The organism is Streptomyces sp. NPDC031274 (assembly GCF_055570235.1).
On record NZ_JBVIHP010000027.1, the window covers coordinates 13,400 to 28,859 of the forward strand.

Below are 15,460 nucleotides of genomic sequence, written 5' to 3' on the forward strand. Positions count from 1 at the left end.
GCGGATTGGGGTGCCTCGGGCGTGGGTCTCTGGCTTTCGCCGTCCCCGTCCCCGCCCCTATCCCTAGCCCTGCCCCTATCCCCATCCCCGCCCCTGTCCCCGCCAGGAATCGCGTCTCTGGGCCCGTCGCCAGGCGTGGTGTTCTCGTCCCCAGGTTGCATGTTCGGCTCCCCCCAGCCGTTAAAACGCGGCGCGTTTATTTGCGCCGAATTCCCCTACGATCAGGGAAAGTTGGACACCCGTCAACAGTCCGGGCACCCCTCAGTCACGACGTCCGAGCGCCTTCGCGCGGGTGTAGGACCGGCCGGTCAGGAGTACTCCGCCGGCGAGCGCCGCGGTGTAGGCGACCAGAAGGACGGCGAAGCCGCCGGGGAGCCAGCCGAGGAAGCCGGTGTAGTCGTGGTCGATGAGCACTCGGATGAGGCCTTGCGCGGAGAAACACATCAGGACTGCGCCGAGGACCTGCAGGATGTCGTATTCCACGTTACGAACGTATCGGCAGAATTTCTAGTCATGCGTCTACGCAGGGGATAGACCTCTGAATATGCTCTGAATACGTCACACAATCCAGGTCCTATAGTGAGAGATGTGCGTGACGAAAAGAGAACCCGCTGCACGGTCTGCCGTGCCGGAATGAGCACCGCGGGCAAGCGTGGCCGCCCCGCTCTCTACTGCTCCCGCAGCTGCCAGGCGAGGGCCTACCGACAGCGGAAACGGCCCCCCGTCCCGGCGCCCGAGCGCCCGACGTCATCGTCCGACGCCCGGTCGCGCAGGCGACGGCAGATCGCCGAGGCGGTGTGGCGCATCGCAGCCGAGCGCGGCCTGGACGCGGCGAGCATGCGGGAGATCGCGGCCGAGGCGGGGGTGTCGCTACGGGTGGTCCAGTACCACTTCGCAGGCAAGCACGAGCTCCTCGTCGCCGCCCTGCACCTGCTCCACCGCGAGAACGAACGCCTCGCCAGAACGCGCGTCCGCTTCGACCCCGCGAACCTGCGCGGCGTACTGAGTGCGCTCCTTGACGAGTTCCTGCCGCTGGACGCCCAACGGGCCATGGCCCTGCGGGTGTTCTCCGCGTACTACGCCCGCAGCCTCACCGACCCCGCGATCGCGGCGGCCTTCCTGAGCGACGAGCACCCCCTGGAGGAACTCGTCGCCGGTTTCATCGCCACGGCCCAGGCGAACGGGCAGACGGCCCCCGGCCTGGACGCCCGGCGCGAGGCGGACCTGCTGGTGGCCGCGGCGGTCGGGCTCGGCGGGGATGTACTGCACGAGCGCCGCACCCTGGACGACGTACGGGCCACGCTCGACTACCACCTGACCAAGCTCTTCAGCCCGAACGGTCCGGCCCGGCCGTAGCCCTGTCGGCCCTGTTGATCGCTTCGGCCTCGAGCAGCGGGTTCTCGAAGCTGACGTTCTCGGCGATCTGGTGCAGCAGGCTTCGGTACTCCGCACGCCGGCTCACGGCGGTGGTGCCCAGCGTAAGCACCACCAGGCGTTTGCCGTCCGGGTGCGGGAGGTGGGCGAAGATCTGGAGGATCGGCTCCTGCGGGAGGCCGGACTCGGCATTCGGGGTGCTTACGAGCTCGCTGAATGACGCCGGTCCGCAGGGCAGTTCGAGGTACTCGATGTTCGTGTGCCCCTCGGCCCCTGCGACGGCCCGGGCGGCGGTGATGGCGGGCGCTGCGGTGGCGATGTCTCGCCAGGACAGGGTGAAGAGGGAGAACAGGTGCGTGGCGATGCTCTCGTCGCTTTGGCTGTCGGATACGTCGTCGCGGTGGAGGCCGATTGAGCATCGGGTGGTACCGGCCTCGGCGAGAACGGCCAACAGCTGCTGTCCTTGTGCGAGCTGGACCAGGAACTGCTGGCGGGCGAGGTCGTCCTCGACGGAGTCCAGGATCGGTGCGATGGCGTCGCGCAACGCTTCGGCTCCGGGGGAGCCGGGCGGGTTCAACAGCGCACGGATGGGAATTGTGGTGAAACCTGCGGGTTCGACGAACCAGATGTCGGCTTCAGTGTTGTGAGCCGATTCGTCGAGAAGGAACCTGGGCTCGGTCACAGGGACTTCGCTTTCGACTTGCGCGAGTCAACATATGGGGCAAAACCGGCGCGTCGGCCTCGTTCCACATCCTCAGCTGTGGCACCCCATTCTGTGGTGAGCGCGTGATCGGCCGTGGCCAGACGCTGCCTGAGGATCTTGAAGTGGCCAGGTGTTCGGCCGCTCGGTGAAGGTACCGCGAGGATGCCGATCATGCGGGGGTCGCCGGCGAACCAGATCGTCTCGATCCGGGCTTTCAACTGCGGCTTGGCGCGGGGTGCCATCCTGCGGTGCCACCAGTTCACGCGGAGGTGATTGGAGACGACGAGTGGGAGTTGCTGCTGTCGGTTGGCGGGGTTGGGAAACTCGAACCATCCGTACTGATCACCGAGAACGTCGGGATAGATCCCCAGGCCGTTCGGAACGCCGCGAAGTACCTGCCATGGGTATGTGCGCAGGATGCGGAGCTTACGCATAGCGATAGGGAAGTATCCAAATACCTGGACGAACAGGCGCCAACTGCCATAGATGGAGTAAGGAATAAAGATCCATAGCATCCAGTGCCTATCGATGGGAGCCGCGATGAGCGCGATCCAGACGCCGATCCATCCGATGACCCCGGCCACGTTCTTGACCATGAGCAGGATCCATGCACGTCGCGTTGGCGGATGCTGCCATGCAGTGGGGTAGTCAGCGGGATTCATCGGAGGCACTTCTTTCTGCAGCGGAATGGTTAAGTGAAGGCGAAACGTGCGATGGCCGGGATTCCTGGTAGGTCGAGCAGGAGACGTCCGCCATCAACCTTGGTCGTTGCCTTGGCCCTGCCTTCGTCGTCGTCGAACAACCCGTAGCCAGAAGTCGCGAGCCCCAAGGCACCTGAAGTGACAGCCACGTTGTCAGCTGCTGCGTCGCTAGTAACCATGGCGTTGACCAACGGATTTGCCAGTTGCGTGGCGCCCTTGCTTGCATCCCAGGTCTGAGTACCGTAGACGGCCATCTTCTGTCCGAGGCTCATGGCCCCAGACCCTGCCCGCACCGCCTGAGTGGCAGCGCGGCCGCCCTTTACGACGGCTCCGATCCCAGGCACCATCCCTACGGCGTCAGCTCCGACCGAAACCAGATTGCCGAAAAAGTCAGCGTCGAACTCGCCCTTCGTAAAGCCGTCTTTCAGCGATTCCCACACAATCGGATCCGAGACTCGGATCCCAAACGCCGCAGCGCTTGTAGCTGATGCCGCCAACATCAGCGCGGCTGCTACTCCAAGGCCCAAAGGCCCGGTAAGGACGATCGCTGCCAGCGCAAGAACCCCAGCAATGGCGCTGAGGATATCCGGAAGATTATCCTTGATCCAGCTCCAGGTGTCCTCGAGCCAACCAGGCTCGTGCGGCGCCAGTTTGTCTGTCGCGTCACGAATCTTTCCCGCGCGATAATTGGACCGCACATTGTGCTCGTGTTCCAGGCTCCGCGCCCTGCCCAGGATCCGGTCGAGTTCCGCCTGCGCGTCCTCGACCTTTCCGTTGGCCAGCTTCAAGGACTTCTTCGCGTCCCCCTGCTTTTCACCCTTCTTGTCCAGGTCGGGATCAGCACCAGCGGTGTCAGCGTGCCCCTGCGCCGCCTTCAACGCCTCCCGGGCCTCCTTGGCCTTCCCGTTCAGAGCTTTTGCCCGACGCTGGTAGTCGTCCAGGTCGCCTTCCCAGCGCTCCAACTGCGTCGCGGCCTTTTCGATGGAGCGTGCGGCGTTCTTCAGGTTGAGAGCCAGCGGCCCGTCTTTGACGGCCTCGCGAAAGGCTACTGCCGCATCGCCTTCCCAGTAGCTGCCGTCCATCAGCTTGGTGACGACCTTGCGGGTGTCGCGGAGGACAGTGACGCAGTTGTCCAGCTTCTTACGCAGCTCTTTTACGGTGTCGCAGTTCCCGGGGGCCGGATCAAAACCGAGATCCGGATAGGTGGAGGCGTCCGTCACTTCGGCACCTCTACGATGTCGTCATTAGTCTTCCCGGGTTTCTCCAACGCCTTCAGAAGTGCATTCTCGACTTCCATGAAGGCGTCTTTGCTCTGCTCGATGATCTTGCTGAGATCCTCGGCCTGCTCACCGATCTGCTCCGCCCCGTACTTCCAGTCCTCCTGGAACTCCTCGCACGCCTTGTCGAGTTCCTCCGTCCCGAGGCCGCCAACGGTCGCACTGGCCAGAGCGCTCCGAAGGCCCTTCAGGGAGGTGACCGATCCATCGAGCAGCTTCATGAATCCTTCGAGCTCGACTGCGTCGAGCCTCAGCCTCTCGGCCATCCCTACCCCCCGGGGTCTAGTCGCGCGATGTGATCACTGATGGAAACGGTTGTTCGATGGGACGACCGTTGCCGTGAGGTGACTGACGCTATCTATGGGGTGCGTAGTTTCGCTAGTGCGAAGTTTGCGTCATAGGTGCGGGAATATGCATGTTCCGGGCATAGCGGGGCGTTGATCGATTCTCGTAAGAGGAATAGGAGAAAGGGACAGTCATCGCTTGCGGCTCCAGCTCCAGCTCCTCGGCCTTCCGGGGTACGTCGACAGGCCGACGCGGCATAGGGCTCCGGCCCGATCTCCTTTGTGGCAGGGCTAGTTAGCGTCCTGGCCATGCGAATCGGATTGATCGGAACTGGAAATGTTGCTCGCGCGCTGGCGGCCGGTTGGCAGGCCGCGGGGCATGACGTCGTGCTGGGGTCGCGTTCCCCGAAAGGGCGGGGAGGTGCGGAGGAGTTGACGGGATTCACCGTCGTCGGTCTCGCCGAGGTTGCCGCGCGTGGCGAGGTACTGGTCAACGCCACGCCCGTACGGCTTCGATGGACGTGCTGAACGAGATCGGCGCGGGCGCCCTGGCGGGGAAGGTGCTGGTCGACATCGGTGTCGGCTTCACGGAGGGGATGGAGCTCTCCCATCCCAACTACAGCCTCAGTGAGGAGATTCAGGCGGCGTTTCCCCAGACGCCGGTGGTCAAGACGCTCGCCACTGTCGACTCGGTCGTGATGAAGGACCCGGGGAGCCTGGAGGAGATGGGCACGATCTTCCTCTCCGGTGACGACGCCGCCGCCAAGCGGACGGTGCGGCAGCTGCTCGGCGACCTGGGATGGCCGGATGCCTCCCAGCTCGACCTGGGAGGCATCGGGACCGCGCGCGGTCAGGAGCATTTCGCGCTGCTGTTCATGGGGTTGGCGGAGGCGATCGGGACGTACGGGTTCGGCATCAAGGTGGTGCGTCCGCGTACCCGTACCGTTTGAGCAGGTGACGGGGGCCGTCGGTGACCGGGAGCGTGCCCGCGGGCCAGTCGATCGAGGGTGGGCATGACCGGCCAGGACATGACCGGCCAGGACGTCACCGGCCAGGACGTCAGCAGCCAGGACGTCACCAGCGAGGCATGGCCGTTCGGTACGTCGGGTTGACCGTGCGCATGTAACCGGTGTCGTCGCGGTTGCGCAGTCCGCACTTCAGGTACTGCTCGTGGAGAGTCTGTAGGGCGTCGTGGTCGAGCGTGACGCCGAGGCCGGGGGTGCTGGGCGGGACGACCGCGCCGTCCTTGAACTCCAGGACGCCGGGCTCGATGACGTCCTCGGTCTTCCAGGGCCAGTGGGTGTCGCAGGCGTACGTGAGGTTGGGGGTGGCGGCAGCGAGGTGGGTCATGGCCGCGAGGCTGATGCCCAGGTGCGAGTTGGAGTGCATGGACAGGCCCATGCCGAACGTGTCGCAGATCCCGGAGAGCAACTTGGAGCGACGCAGGCCACCCCAGTAGTGGTGGTCCGAGAGCACGACCTGAACGGCGTCGACCGCGACCGAGGGCTTCAGCTCGTCGAAGGCGACGACGCACATGTTCGTCGCCAGCGGCATGCCGACCTGGCGGGCCACTGCGGCCATGCCCTCGATTCCCGGGGTCGGGTCCTCCAGGTACTCCAGCACCCCGTCCAGCGCCTGGCCCACCTTGACGGAGGTCGGGACCGACCACACCGCGTTGGGGTCGAGGCGCAACGGGTGCGTGGGGAACTCCGCCCGCAACGCCCTGATCGCCTCGACCTCCTCCTCGGGCGGCAGTACTCCGCCCTTGAGCTTGATCGCGGTGAATCCGTACTCGTCGATCATCTTCCGGGCCTGGCGTACCAGGCCCTCCGGGTCCAGGGCGGCGCCCCATTCGTCCGGTTCGGCGCCGGGGTGGGCGGCCCACTTGTAGAACAGGTAGGCGCTGAACGGCACCGCGTCCCGCACGGCACCACCGAGCAGGTCGGAGACCGGGCGTCCGGCGGCCTGCCCCTGGATGTCCAGCAGGGCCACCTCGAACGGGGAGAAGACCCGGTCGGCGGTGCTGCTCGTGGTGATCATCCCGGTGAGGCCCGACCCGCCGTCGCCGCCGGACCGGTTGATGAGCCCGGTGATGCGCCGGTGCATCTCCTCGGTGGCGTAGACGTCGAGCCCGATGAGTTCCTTCGCGGCGGCGTTCAGCCGGTCCAGGTGCTTCGCGTCGGCGTAGGTCTCGCCGAGTCCCGTCAGACCGCCGTCGGTGTGCACCTGCACGACGGCGCGCAGGGCGTACGGCTCGTGGACCCCGACCGAGTTGAGCAGCGGCGGGTCGCGGAAGGCGACAGGGGTGACGACTATCGAGGAGACGCGCAGGCGCTCGGTGTTCATGGTCAGGGCCTCCCGGCCGGTTCGGGACCGCGTTGAAGGAACAGCACTCCGTCCAGCATCAAGGTCTGTTCACAATTCTGATCACTGTTCATGTTGCTGAGTATTGATCAAGTTAGGACCGGCCGGAACTCCCGTCAACCGTCCGCCCGTTCGCCCAGCTCGCCCAGTTCGCCCGACCCTCACCTGGCCACCAAAAGACCAGACCAACTGCGCCCGAGGCCTCCTCTCGCGGTCACGCCGCGGTCACGTCGCGATCATGTCGCGAGAAATCGTTGACCGGCCGGACGTGCTTTCGTAACGTGATCGCGGACGTGAAGTCAGTTCGCATACATGAACATAAACATGAACATCTCTTGGTGCCCCCCCCGTTCCCGGCACCGGGATCGCACCTGCGCCTGCGCGCATTCCGTGAAGGCGCGCCCGCCGCACGGCCGACGGCGTGAGCCCGGCGACGGCTTGAGCTCGGCGACGGCTTGAGCCCGGCGACGGACGACGCCCTTCCAACCACCGTGGGAGACGAAGATGGTCCCGCAGCTTTTCTCGAGGAAAACGAAGAGTCCGCACAGCGAGGCAGATCCGGAAAGCCGTGCCGTCAGCAAGTTCCTGCGCCGCATGCTGCCTCTGCTGGTCCTGATGCTCCTCGTCAACCAGATGGACCGGACGAACGTCGGGTTCGTGCAGGACGACCTGCGTGCCGACGTCGGCACGAGCGCCGCGGCGTACGGCCTCGGAGCCGGTCTGTTCTTCATCGGCTACGCGATCTTCGAGATCCCCAGCAACATGCTGATGGAACGCTTCGGTGCCCGGACCTGGCTGACCCGCATCATGGTCAGCTGGGGCACCGTGATCCTGGCGATGTGCTTCATCAACGGCACCACCAGCTTCTACATCCTGCGCTTCCTCCTCGGCGCGGCCGAGGCCGGGTTCTTCCCCGGCGTCCTCTACTACTTCACCCAATGGCTGCCGAACTCCAGCCGGGGCCGGGCCAGTGCCATCTTCCTGGGCGGCTCCGCCACCGCGTACATCGTGACCGGCCCGATCAGCGGTGCGCTCCTTGAGATGCACGGCATCGGCGGCATCGCCGGCTGGCGCTGGATGTTCGCGCTGGAGGGCATCTTCTCCATCGTCGTCGGCATCGTCGCCGGTTTCTTCCTGGTCTCCCGCATCCGCGAGGCCCGCTGGCTGACCGACGAGGAGAAGGACGCGCTGAGCGCGGCCGTCGAACGTGACCAGGCGTCCCGGAACCGCGAACCGAAGGTGTCCAGGCTCAAGTTGCTGGTCCACCCGCAGGTGGCACTGCTGACGGTCGTCTTCTTCGCCATGGCGCTGACCGGCTACGCGATCACCTTCTGGCTGCCGAGTCTGGTCGCCGACATCGGCGGGCTCTCTCCCTTCCAGATAGGCCTGCTGTCCGCCATCCCCTGGATCTGCGCGGTCGTGGCGATGTACTCGATGGGCAGCGTCACCGACCGGGCGCAGGACCGCCGCCCCTATCTGGCGTCCGCGCTGGTCCTGTCGGCCCTCGGCACGTACCTCGCCACGCTCGGCTCCCCCTGGTTCGGGCTGCTGGCCATCACGCTTGCCGCGGTCGGCGGCAAATGCGCTGCCACACTGTTCTGGCCGATGGCCCAGTCCGGGCTCGACCTCAGGGTCGCCGCGGCGGGGCTGGCTCTGGTGAACTCCCTGGGCAACCTGGGCGGCTTCGTCTCCCCCACGCTCTTCGGCTACCTCAAGGAGCACACCGGCAGTACGACCGGTGGCCTGCTCACCCTGTCCGCCGCCTCGTTGATCGCCGCCGTCGGCGTCTTCTTCATCCGCCGCCCGACCAATGGGCCGGTCCAGCCCGCCGACGCGGACGCCCCCGCCTCCAGCGAGGGTGTGGCGCCCCGGACCGCCTGAAAGGGCGTTGTCACGTTGTCACTCGACGCCCTCCACGAAGTGGTCGAACTCGCCCGCCTGGACGCCGAGTACGAAGGCGTCCCACTTCTTCTCGGTCGTGGTCACGACGTTCTCGGGGTCGCTGGTCTCCCGTAGGTACACGGCGTCCCCCGGGCCGTGCGCGATCTCGATCCAGGGGCCCGGTCCTTCCTCCCCTTCGGGGGCGGCGCGGATCCAGTCCAGGTTCGGGGGGATGCCGGGGGTGGGGGCGGAGGCGGGGGTGTCGGTCACGGGGAGGGTCCTTCGTGGGATTTTTTTGGGATGGGTGGGATGGTGGTGGGTGCCTCGTGGGGGTTTGTCCGTATTTAGGGTGGGGGTTGGGGGCGCGGATTGCAGAAAAGTCCCGTGGCTATCCGTGGGTGGGTGGGTGCGTGGGCTGGTGCGGGTTGGGGACCCTGCGGGGCTTTCCCCAACCCCGCCCCTTCCCGAAACTGGGGCTCCGCCCCAGACCCCGGTCCTCAAACGCCGGACGGGCTGACAGGGGCGAGGGTGCGGATGAGGGCCGCGAAGGCTGCGGGTCGTGCGGTGAGTATCGCTCCGGTGGGGTCGGCGCTTTCGGTTAGCTGGACAGACGGTCCGGTTGGGGATGCGGCGACGTGTACGCAAGCGTCGCCTTCCTGGCAGTAGGACGACTTCTGCCATCGGTCGTCAGCCATGGCGGGTCTCCTTCGCGGTGCGGATGAGGGCCGCGAAGGCTGCGGGTCGTGCGGTGAGTATCGCTCCGGTGGAGTCGGCGCTTTCGGTTAGATGGACTGCCGTTCCGGTGGGGCTTGCGGCGACATGTACGCAGGCTTCTCCCTGTGCGCAGTAGGACGACTTCTGCCAGGAGTGCGTGAGCATGTGGGTTCCCTTCACAGGTGCTGGGCGAGATTGTGGATGAGGTCCCGCGACTCGGAGGTGCTGAGAGCGGTGGCCTCCAGCCGGTCGAGCAATAGCCGGTACTGCGCCAGTTGCGCTTCGGAGTCGATGAACACGGGGCCGTGCGACTGGTCCAGTTGTGCGGTGTCCAGTGTGGGTACTGCCCCGTTCACGTAGTACACGGATTGTCCGGAGCCGGGGTACGACCCGGCGTCGAACGGCATCACGCGAATGGTCACGTGCTCGCGTTCGCCGACGTTCAGTAGGTGCTGAAGCTGGGCTCGCGCCACGTCCGGGCCTCCGAACCTCATGCGGAGGGCGGCCTCATGGATCACCGCGCGGTACGGGACCGCGTCGTCGCGGTAAAGCACGGCTTGGCGCTTGATGCGGTACGAGACTCGGTGCTCGATCTCGGGTGGCGAGAGCTCGGGCACGGCCTGGCGGTAGACCTGGCGCGCGTGGTCGACGGTCTGAAGCAGTCCGGGAATGTGAATGCTGTACGCCGCGTAGAGGCGGGTCCCGTGGTGCTCGATCTCGGCGAGGTCAATGAGCTTGGGAGGCAAGATCTCTCGATACTCCTCCCACCATCCGCGCTTGCGCTCGCCGGTCATGGCGACGAGCGCCTCGACCAGAGCTGACTCCGTGCAGGAGTAGGTGTGGGCCATGACGCGTACGCGGTCGGCGCTCACCCCGAACCGGGCCACCTCAATGTTGCTCAGCTGTCCTGGGCTCGTCCCCAGGAGGTCGGCCGCCTGCGTGGTGGTCATCCCGGCGCGCTCGCGCAGCTTGCGCAGTTCGGCTCCGAGCCGCATGCGACGGGCGGTGGGCGCTGGCCTGCCTGCCATGTCTGAACTCTCCCTGAAATGTCCCAGGTTGGGATGTCACTCACACGAGTGGACATGCAAAGGAATCCGGTCGAGTGTCGAAAGTATTCCTTGCGTCACCCTAGTGTGTGACTCAGGCCACCCGCCCGGAAGCACCCCGCTCGACGGAGCGGCACCGTCACCGGACACATGCGCGAACCCGGCAACTCCCCATCCCGAACGGAGACTTCCATGCTGCCCACAACCGTATCCCCGCCCTGGGCCTACACCCTCCAACTCCCGCACGACCCCCGCGCCCCCGGCATCGCCCGTGCCACCCTCCGCGCGGTGCTCGCCACCTACGGGCTCGCCGAGCTCGCTCCCACCGCGGAGCTGCTCGCCGCGGAGATGCTCAACAACGCCCACTGTCATACCCAAGGCCCCTACGCCCTGCGCCTGCGTCACTCCTCCCCGAAGGGGATCCGCGTCGCCGTATGGGACTCCGATCCGCAGATCCCGCCCGGATTCGGGCAACCCGGCAGTCCATCCGTCCCGCCGCCGACGGATGCCGAGAGTGGGCGTGGGTTGCATCTTGTGCGGGCCTGCGCCGACTCCTGGGGTGCCTACTCCCTCCGTGCCGCCCGGGACGGGAAGCTGCTCTGGGCCGAGGTCGGCGGTGATCCCCCTAAGGGGCAGGTCCCCCCTCTACACTGATGCGCGGTGGACTCCCGTGGGGTGAGGGGTGGTTGACGGTGCGTAAGACGTGGCTGGTCGCGGCCGTCGGCGCCAGTGGGGCGATGAGCTTCATCGCCCTGCTCGTCGTGGGGACGTACATGGCCGCCGGGAGCATGGAAGGCGGCGGCGGGGGCGGGAGCGTGTCGCTCGCCAAGGGCGCTGTCCCCAGTAGCTATCAGCCCCTCGTGCAGAAGTGGGGCAACCTCTGCAAGGCCATCAATCCCGCCCTGCTCGCCGCGCAGCTGTACCAGGAGAGCGGGTTCAACCCGAACGCCAAGAGCCCGGCCAAGGCTCAGGGGATAGCGCAATTCATCCCGGGGACCTGGGCCACGCACGGGGTCGACGGCAACGGCGACGGTGATCGAGACGTCTGGGATCCGGAGGACGCCATCCCGTCCGCCGCTTCGTACGACTGCAAACTCGCCAGCTATGTGAAGGACGCCCCGGGAAGCCCGACGAAGAACATGCTCGCCGCGTACAACGCGGGGGCGTACGCCGTCATCAAGTACGGCGGTGTACCGCCTTACAGCGAGACCCAGAATTACGTGAAGACCATCACGGACCTGGAGAAGAGCTTCGCCCGGCCCACCAGCAGGGTTCAGCCCTCGCAGCAGGCGGCGGGAGCCATCTACTACGCGCAGAAGAAGCTCGGCACCCTGTATCTGTGGGGCGGCAATGGAACCGCCGAGCAAGGCGGACGGTTCGACTGTTCCGGCCTTACGCTCGCCGCCTATCGCAGCGTGGATATCGATCTGCCGCGCGTCGCGAACGACCAGTACAACGTCGGACCACATCCGAAACGGGACGAACTGCTCCCGGGCGACCTGGTGTTCTTCTCGGACGACCTCACCAATTCCCGCGCCATCCGGCACGTCGGGATCTACGTCGGCGGGGGCTACATGATTAACGCCCCGCGGGCCGGTGCGGTGATCCGGTTCGACCCGATCGACACGCCGGATTACTTCGGCGCGACCCGCGTCACCGAGGACGGCGCGAATGCCGTGCCCGACAAGCCGTCAGCCGCCTGAGGGATAGAGGGGCGGAGGAGCTGAGGGGCGGCGGGCTGAGGGGCTGACGGTCCCTGAAAGGTTCCGAAATGGGGGCCTCGTGTGGGTGTGTGCAGGGCGTGATGTGGCTTGAACTCTCTGTCAGTACACTTCTCTGAGCTGCGACGATGTGTCTCTCTTCGATAACGTCTGCGTGATCATTCGGTAGAGAGTGGAACGTAGTGCGGGGGACCACGCGTTCCCTTGACTGTGTAGGGGCGCGACCACCCAGTAGTAGCGAGCGGCATTGATCACGCGGCAAGCAGCACTGACCACGGGGGTTGATGGAAGGGCGCACGGCAAGGTGCGTCCGACGCGAGGAGACAAGGGGCCGCAGCACCATGGCTGGACTCGACACAACCGGGTCGAACCCCGACGTCAGCCTGCTCTACGACATCAACGGCCTGGCTGAGGATTCGCCGGACTGGCTGGCAAAGTCCGTGGCATTCGTCGGTGAGTACGGGCTGTTGCTCGCGCTTGTCCTGCTCGTCGTCTGGTGTTGGTGGGGGCAGAGAAAGCGCGGGGCGCTCGATGACGCCGCCTCCTCTGTCGCCGCTGTTGTCTGGGCGCCGTTGGCGGCCGGGATCGCCGTCCTGGTGAATGTGCCGATCCGCGGATTTGTCGAGCGTCGTCGTCCTTTCAAGGACCATGACGGCCTCGATCTCCTTGTGCACGGAAAGACCGACTTCTCCTTCGTGAGCGATCACGCGACGCTCGCGATGGCTCTTGGCGTCGGGCTTTTCGTCGCCAACCGGAAGTTCGGCCTTGTCGGCATAGCTCTCGCCCTGCTCGAAGGCTTCTGCCGGGTCTTTATGGGCGTGCACTATCCGACGGACGTCGTCGGTGGATTCGCGCTCGGAACGGCTGTCGTGTTGCTCCTCTCGCCGCTGGCCATGGCTCTGCTCACGCCTGTGGCGAAGGCCGTTGGGCGGACTGGGCGGGGTGGCTGGCTGGTGTGGTCGAAGCCTCGGGGCGAGGCTGTGGCGGAGTTTCCGCAGCCCTCCGCGTCGGCCTCCGGCCCGGATGAGCGGGATCTTGCGGCGTAGCGGCCCTCCCCGTGGCTGCGTCCGCCTCCGCTTCCCCCTCCGCCTCCGCTCGGCGGCGCTTCAGTAGCCACCAGCCCGTGCCGGCCGCTGCCGCGGTCACTCCTGCGGAGGCGGCTGTGAGGGGGCCTGCGGCCGGGTGGGCGGGGTCCGTGGTGGCGGCTTGGGCTGCGGGGGCTGCCAGGGCCAGGAGGGCGGCTGTGGCTGCTGCGGCCTTGGCTATTCGCGGGGTCATGCATCCAGAGCAGCGGGGTCCCGGGGAGTGGGCCACCTGAGGGCGTGTCGGGTGCGCTGTTCGGGTTGCGGGGACGGCCGTACGGGGTACAGGCCTTCTCTTTCCCCCACCCCGCCCCTTCCCGAAAACCGTGCCTGCGCCCCGGGCCTACCTGGGGCTCCGCCCCAGACCCCGAACAAGAGGTCCTCAAACGCCGGACGGGCTGGAAATCCAGCCCGTCCGGCGTTCAAGGCTCCGGCAGTCAGTCACAGCGCCTGGGGGAAGTCGAAGAAGCGGTTCGGGTCGTACTGCTTCTTCAGGGTCTTCAGGCGGGCCGCCGCCGAACCGTAATAGGCCTTGCGCCAGTTGCTCAGGGTCGGGTCCGCGTAGTTCTGGTACGCCGCGCCCGACGCGTATCGGGCCATTGCCCCGTGGGCGGTTTTGAGCCAGGCCTGGGCCGGCTTGCCGGAGGTGCCCGGGCGCCAGGAGGCGATGTACTGTGCCAGCATCCGCGAGCGGCGGTGGACGAAGGCCGTGGCCGTCGGGTCGACCCGGTTGATCGCGCCGCCGAGCGCGGTCAGCGCGATGCTGCCCCCGCTCGCGCCCGTCACGTTCTCCACCTGGGAGAGGAGCGCGCGGATGCCCGCCGCCGAGAGGGAGCGGTCGAAGAAGTCCGAACTCGCCGCGTACGTCTCGCGGTTCAGCGCACCCTGCGTGCTCCGTCCCGGCGTCGCGCCCGGCAGGTGGCACTGGGCGTCCGACGCGAAGGACGAGCAGCCCGCGTAGACCTCCATCGACTCCTCGTACGAGCGCCGTTTGAGGGAGACGCTGCGCGCCGGGGCGCCGATCTTGTCGGCCAGGCGGTCCACCGCGTTCTGGAGTTCGCCGTACGTGCCGAGGGAGAAGCACGCGATGGACACCGTGGGCGTACCGCCCGGCGTGTTCGCCAGGTGCGCGGACGACCAGATCTCGTCCGGCTGGTCGGGGCCCCACGCCTGCCACGCCTTGATGACCGCCGCCGCCTTCGACCAGGGCCAGGTCATGTACGCCGAGACGCCCTGCGGGGCCGCGTGCGTGCGGAAGCCCAGCTCCGTCACCACGCCGAAGTTCCCGTTCCCCGCGCCGCGCAGCGCCCAGAAGAGGTCCTTGTTCTCGCTCTTGCTCGCCGTCAGCTGCTTGCCGTCCGCCGTGATGAGCGTCGCCGACGTCAGGCTGTCGCAGGTCAGGCCGTACGCCCGGGACACCACCCCGTGGCCGCCGCCCAGCGTCAGGCCCGAGATGCCGACCGTCGGGCAGGAGCCCGCCGGGATCGTCACGCCCTTCGCGGCGAGCGCGCGGTACACGTCGATCAGCTTCGCGCCCGCGCCGACCGTGGCCGTCGAACCACTGGCGCGTGTCTTGTTCAGCTTCGACACGTCGACTATCAGGCGGCCCGTGCCGGACGACCAACCCCCGTAGGAGTGGCCGCCGTTGCGTATGGAGACCGGGACGTCGTGCGCGCGGGCGTAGGCCAGGGTCGTACGGATGTCGTCGGGGTTCGCGACGTAAGCGACCGCCGTCGGCTTCAGGTTGTCGTAGCGGGTGTTGTAGAGCTGCCGGGCCGCCGCCCACTGTGACTCGCCCGGCTTGACCAGGGAGCCGTCCAGGTCCTTGGCGAGGGCGGTGAGGTTCGACGCGGCGGACGCGGCGGCGCTCGACGTGCGCAGGGGAGTGCCGGAGCGCGAGCCGCCCGCGCTGCGGGAGGTGGCGTCACCGCCGCCGCTGCCCCCGCCGGAGCTGCTGCAACCCGCTGCCGCGAAGGCCGTAGCCGCCGTCGCCGCCGCCGTGGTGCTGATGAACGTACGTCGTTCCATGACTCGCCTCCCGTTGCTTCCCACGGAGTACGAGACGGCGTACGGGGCCCATGGGTTCCGGTGAGCAGGGAGGGGAGTTGGCGGGAAGCGGCCGGGGAGAGGCCGGGAAGCGGCCGGGGAGGCTACGCGCCCGACAGGTGGGAGTCCGCGTCCGTCCGGGCCTTGCTGCGTGCTCTGCGGGCCGGGCCACGCCAGCCGCAGCTGCACCTGGCCGCGCAGAAGCGGCCTTGCTCGACCGTCGTCGTGCGGTGCGGTTCGTCCTGTTGCTCCTCGGCCACGTCTCCA

Annotated in this window: 17 protein-coding genes and 1 pseudogene; 6 read left to right on the top strand and 12 right to left on the bottom strand. The window is 67.1% G+C overall.

Annotation, left to right across the window (positions count from 1 at the left end; genetic code table 11):
• Positions 1–261 precede the first annotated feature (261 nt).
• Complete coding sequence (locus ACZ5CR_RS34000; protein ID WP_468864700.1) at positions 262–483, bottom strand: hypothetical protein; 222 nt, start codon at positions 481–483, stop codon at positions 262–264.
• 105 nt (positions 484–588) lie between these two features.
• On the opposite strand from ACZ5CR_RS34000, the gene ACZ5CR_RS34005 reads away from it, so the two are divergent.
• Positions 589–1,356: a TetR/AcrR family transcriptional regulator gene (locus ACZ5CR_RS34005; RefSeq protein WP_468864703.1), complete on the top strand. Its 768-nt coding sequence runs from the start codon at positions 589–591 to the stop codon at positions 1,354–1,356.
• Here the strand turns inward: ACZ5CR_RS34005 and ACZ5CR_RS34010 are convergent.
• The 4 genes from ACZ5CR_RS34010 to ACZ5CR_RS34025 form a co-directional block, all read right to left on the bottom strand.
• Positions 1,328–2,056 carry a hypothetical protein gene (locus ACZ5CR_RS34010; RefSeq protein WP_468864705.1) on the bottom strand — a complete coding sequence of 243 codons (729 nt, stop codon included), beginning with the start codon at positions 2,054–2,056 and terminating at the stop codon, positions 1,328–1,330. The two genes, ACZ5CR_RS34005 and ACZ5CR_RS34010, sit on opposite strands and share 29 nt — an antisense overlap.
• On the bottom strand, positions 2,053–2,673 hold the full coding sequence (locus ACZ5CR_RS34015) for a hypothetical protein (protein WP_468864707.1): 621 nt from the start codon (positions 2,671–2,673) through the stop codon (positions 2,053–2,055). Before ACZ5CR_RS34015 ends, ACZ5CR_RS34010 begins: the two co-directional genes overlap by 4 nt.
• 95 nt (positions 2,674–2,768) lie before the next feature.
• A complete protein-coding gene (locus ACZ5CR_RS34020; protein ID WP_468864710.1) occupies positions 2,769–3,998 on the bottom strand; it encodes a PspA/IM30 family protein in 1,230 nt (409 codons plus the stop codon).
• A complete protein-coding gene (locus ACZ5CR_RS34025; protein ID WP_468864712.1) occupies positions 3,995–4,321 on the bottom strand; it encodes a hypothetical protein in 327 nt (108 codons plus the stop codon). The genes ACZ5CR_RS34020 and ACZ5CR_RS34025 overlap by 4 nt, the downstream gene beginning before the upstream one ends.
• A 327-nt stretch (positions 4,322–4,648) precedes the next feature.
• Between ACZ5CR_RS34025 and ACZ5CR_RS34030 the strand changes: the two are divergent.
• Positions 4,649–5,289 (top strand): annotated as a pseudogene (locus tag ACZ5CR_RS34030) (NADPH-dependent F420 reductase).
• A 124-nt stretch (positions 5,290–5,413) separates the two neighbouring features.
• On the opposite strand, the gene ACZ5CR_RS34035 reads toward ACZ5CR_RS34030, so the two are convergent.
• On the bottom strand, positions 5,414–6,685 hold the full coding sequence (locus tag ACZ5CR_RS34035; RefSeq protein ID WP_468864714.1) for a glucarate dehydratase family protein: 1,272 nt from the start codon (positions 6,683–6,685) through the stop codon (positions 5,414–5,416).
• A 612-nt stretch (positions 6,686–7,297) separates the two neighbouring features.
• On the opposite strand from ACZ5CR_RS34035, the gene ACZ5CR_RS34040 reads away from it, so the two are divergent.
• Positions 7,298–8,584 (top strand): MFS transporter, encoded by a 1,287-nt coding sequence (locus ACZ5CR_RS34040; protein ID WP_468864717.1) that lies wholly within the window; start codon positions 7,298–7,300, stop codon positions 8,582–8,584.
• 18 nt (positions 8,585–8,602) lie between these two features.
• Here ACZ5CR_RS34040 and ACZ5CR_RS34045 read toward each other — a convergent pair whose 3' ends face one another.
• The 4 genes from ACZ5CR_RS34045 to ACZ5CR_RS34060 all read right to left on the bottom strand — a co-directional run bounded on the left by ACZ5CR_RS34045 (position 8,603) and on the right by ACZ5CR_RS34060 (position 10,326).
• The gene (locus ACZ5CR_RS34045) at positions 8,603–8,854 is read right to left on the bottom strand and encodes a DUF397 domain-containing protein (protein ID WP_468864719.1); all 252 of its coding nucleotides are present in this window, start codon (positions 8,852–8,854) and stop codon (positions 8,603–8,605) included.
• Positions 8,855–9,081: 227 nt separating this feature from the next.
• Positions 9,082–9,279 carry a DUF397 domain-containing protein gene (locus ACZ5CR_RS34050; RefSeq protein ID WP_468864722.1) on the bottom strand — a complete coding sequence of 66 codons (198 nt, stop codon included), beginning with the start codon at positions 9,277–9,279 and terminating at the stop codon, positions 9,082–9,084.
• A complete protein-coding gene (locus ACZ5CR_RS34055) occupies positions 9,272–9,463 on the bottom strand; it encodes a DUF397 domain-containing protein (protein WP_468864724.1) in 192 nt (63 codons plus the stop codon). Before ACZ5CR_RS34055 ends, ACZ5CR_RS34050 begins: the two co-directional genes overlap by 8 nt.
• A gap of 11 nt (positions 9,464–9,474) precedes the next feature.
• The gene (locus ACZ5CR_RS34060; RefSeq protein WP_468864727.1) at positions 9,475–10,326 is read right to left on the bottom strand and encodes a helix-turn-helix domain-containing protein; all 852 of its coding nucleotides are present in this window, start codon (positions 10,324–10,326) and stop codon (positions 9,475–9,477) included.
• A 210-nt stretch (positions 10,327–10,536) separates the two neighbouring features.
• On the opposite strand from ACZ5CR_RS34060, the gene ACZ5CR_RS34065 reads away from it, so the two are divergent.
• The 3 genes from ACZ5CR_RS34065 to ACZ5CR_RS34075 all read left to right on the top strand — a co-directional run bounded on the left by ACZ5CR_RS34065 (position 10,537) and on the right by ACZ5CR_RS34075 (position 13,111).
• The gene (locus ACZ5CR_RS34065; protein WP_468864729.1) at positions 10,537–10,998 is read left to right on the top strand and encodes an ATP-binding protein; all 462 of its coding nucleotides are present in this window, start codon (positions 10,537–10,539) and stop codon (positions 10,996–10,998) included.
• A 38-nt stretch (positions 10,999–11,036) separates the two neighbouring features.
• A complete protein-coding gene (locus ACZ5CR_RS34070) occupies positions 11,037–12,047 on the top strand; it encodes a bifunctional lytic transglycosylase/C40 family peptidase (RefSeq protein ID WP_468864731.1) in 1,011 nt (336 codons plus the stop codon).
• Positions 12,048–12,406: 359 nt separating this feature from the next.
• Positions 12,407–13,111: a phosphatase PAP2 family protein gene (locus ACZ5CR_RS34075; RefSeq protein WP_468864734.1), complete on the top strand. Its 705-nt coding sequence runs from the start codon at positions 12,407–12,409 to the stop codon at positions 13,109–13,111.
• A 477-nt stretch (positions 13,112–13,588) separates the two neighbouring features.
• On the opposite strand, the gene ACZ5CR_RS34080 is transcribed toward ACZ5CR_RS34075, so the two are convergent.
• Complete coding sequence (locus ACZ5CR_RS34080) at positions 13,589–15,175, bottom strand: FAD-binding oxidoreductase (RefSeq protein ID WP_468864736.1); 1,587 nt, start codon at positions 15,173–15,175, stop codon at positions 13,589–13,591.
• A gap of 122 nt (positions 15,176–15,297) precedes the next feature.
• Positions 15,298–15,453 carry a hypothetical protein gene (locus ACZ5CR_RS34085; protein WP_468864738.1) on the bottom strand — a complete coding sequence of 52 codons (156 nt, stop codon included), beginning with the start codon at positions 15,451–15,453 and terminating at the stop codon, positions 15,298–15,300.
• Positions 15,454–15,460 lie beyond the last annotated feature (7 nt).

What these genes read in the sequence shown, in the direction of transcription:
- ACZ5CR_RS34075 (WP_468864734.1), top strand. Translation starts at nt 12,407, where the DNA reads ATGGCTGGACTCGACACAACCGGGTCGAACCCCGACGTCAGCCTGCTC.
- ACZ5CR_RS34065 (WP_468864729.1), top strand. Translation starts at nt 10,537, where the DNA reads ATGCTGCCCACAACCGTATCCCCGCCCTGGGCCTACACCCTCCAACTC.
- ACZ5CR_RS34015 (WP_468864707.1), bottom strand. Translation starts at nt 2,673, where the DNA reads ATGGTCAAGAACGTGGCCGGGGTCATCGGATGGATCGGCGTCTGGATC.
- ACZ5CR_RS34025 (WP_468864712.1), bottom strand. Translation starts at nt 4,321, where the DNA reads ATGGCCGAGAGGCTGAGGCTCGACGCAGTCGAGCTCGAAGGATTCATG.
- ACZ5CR_RS34035 (WP_468864714.1), bottom strand. Translation starts at nt 6,685, where the DNA reads ATGAACACCGAGCGCCTGCGCGTCTCCTCGATAGTCGTCACCCCTGTC.
- ACZ5CR_RS34050 (WP_468864722.1), bottom strand. Translation starts at nt 9,279, where the DNA reads ATGGCTGACGACCGATGGCAGAAGTCGTCCTACTGCCAGGAAGGCGAC.
- ACZ5CR_RS34055 (WP_468864724.1), bottom strand. Translation starts at nt 9,463, where the DNA reads ATGCTCACGCACTCCTGGCAGAAGTCGTCCTACTGCGCACAGGGAGAA.
- ACZ5CR_RS34060 (WP_468864727.1), bottom strand. Translation starts at nt 10,326, where the DNA reads ATGGCAGGCAGGCCAGCGCCCACCGCCCGTCGCATGCGGCTCGGAGCC.
- ACZ5CR_RS34080 (WP_468864736.1), bottom strand. Translation starts at nt 15,175, where the DNA reads ATGGAACGACGTACGTTCATCAGCACCACGGCGGCGGCGACGGCGGCT.
- ACZ5CR_RS34040 (WP_468864717.1), top strand. Translation starts at nt 7,298, where the DNA reads ATGCTGCCTCTGCTGGTCCTGATGCTCCTCGTCAACCAGATGGACCGG.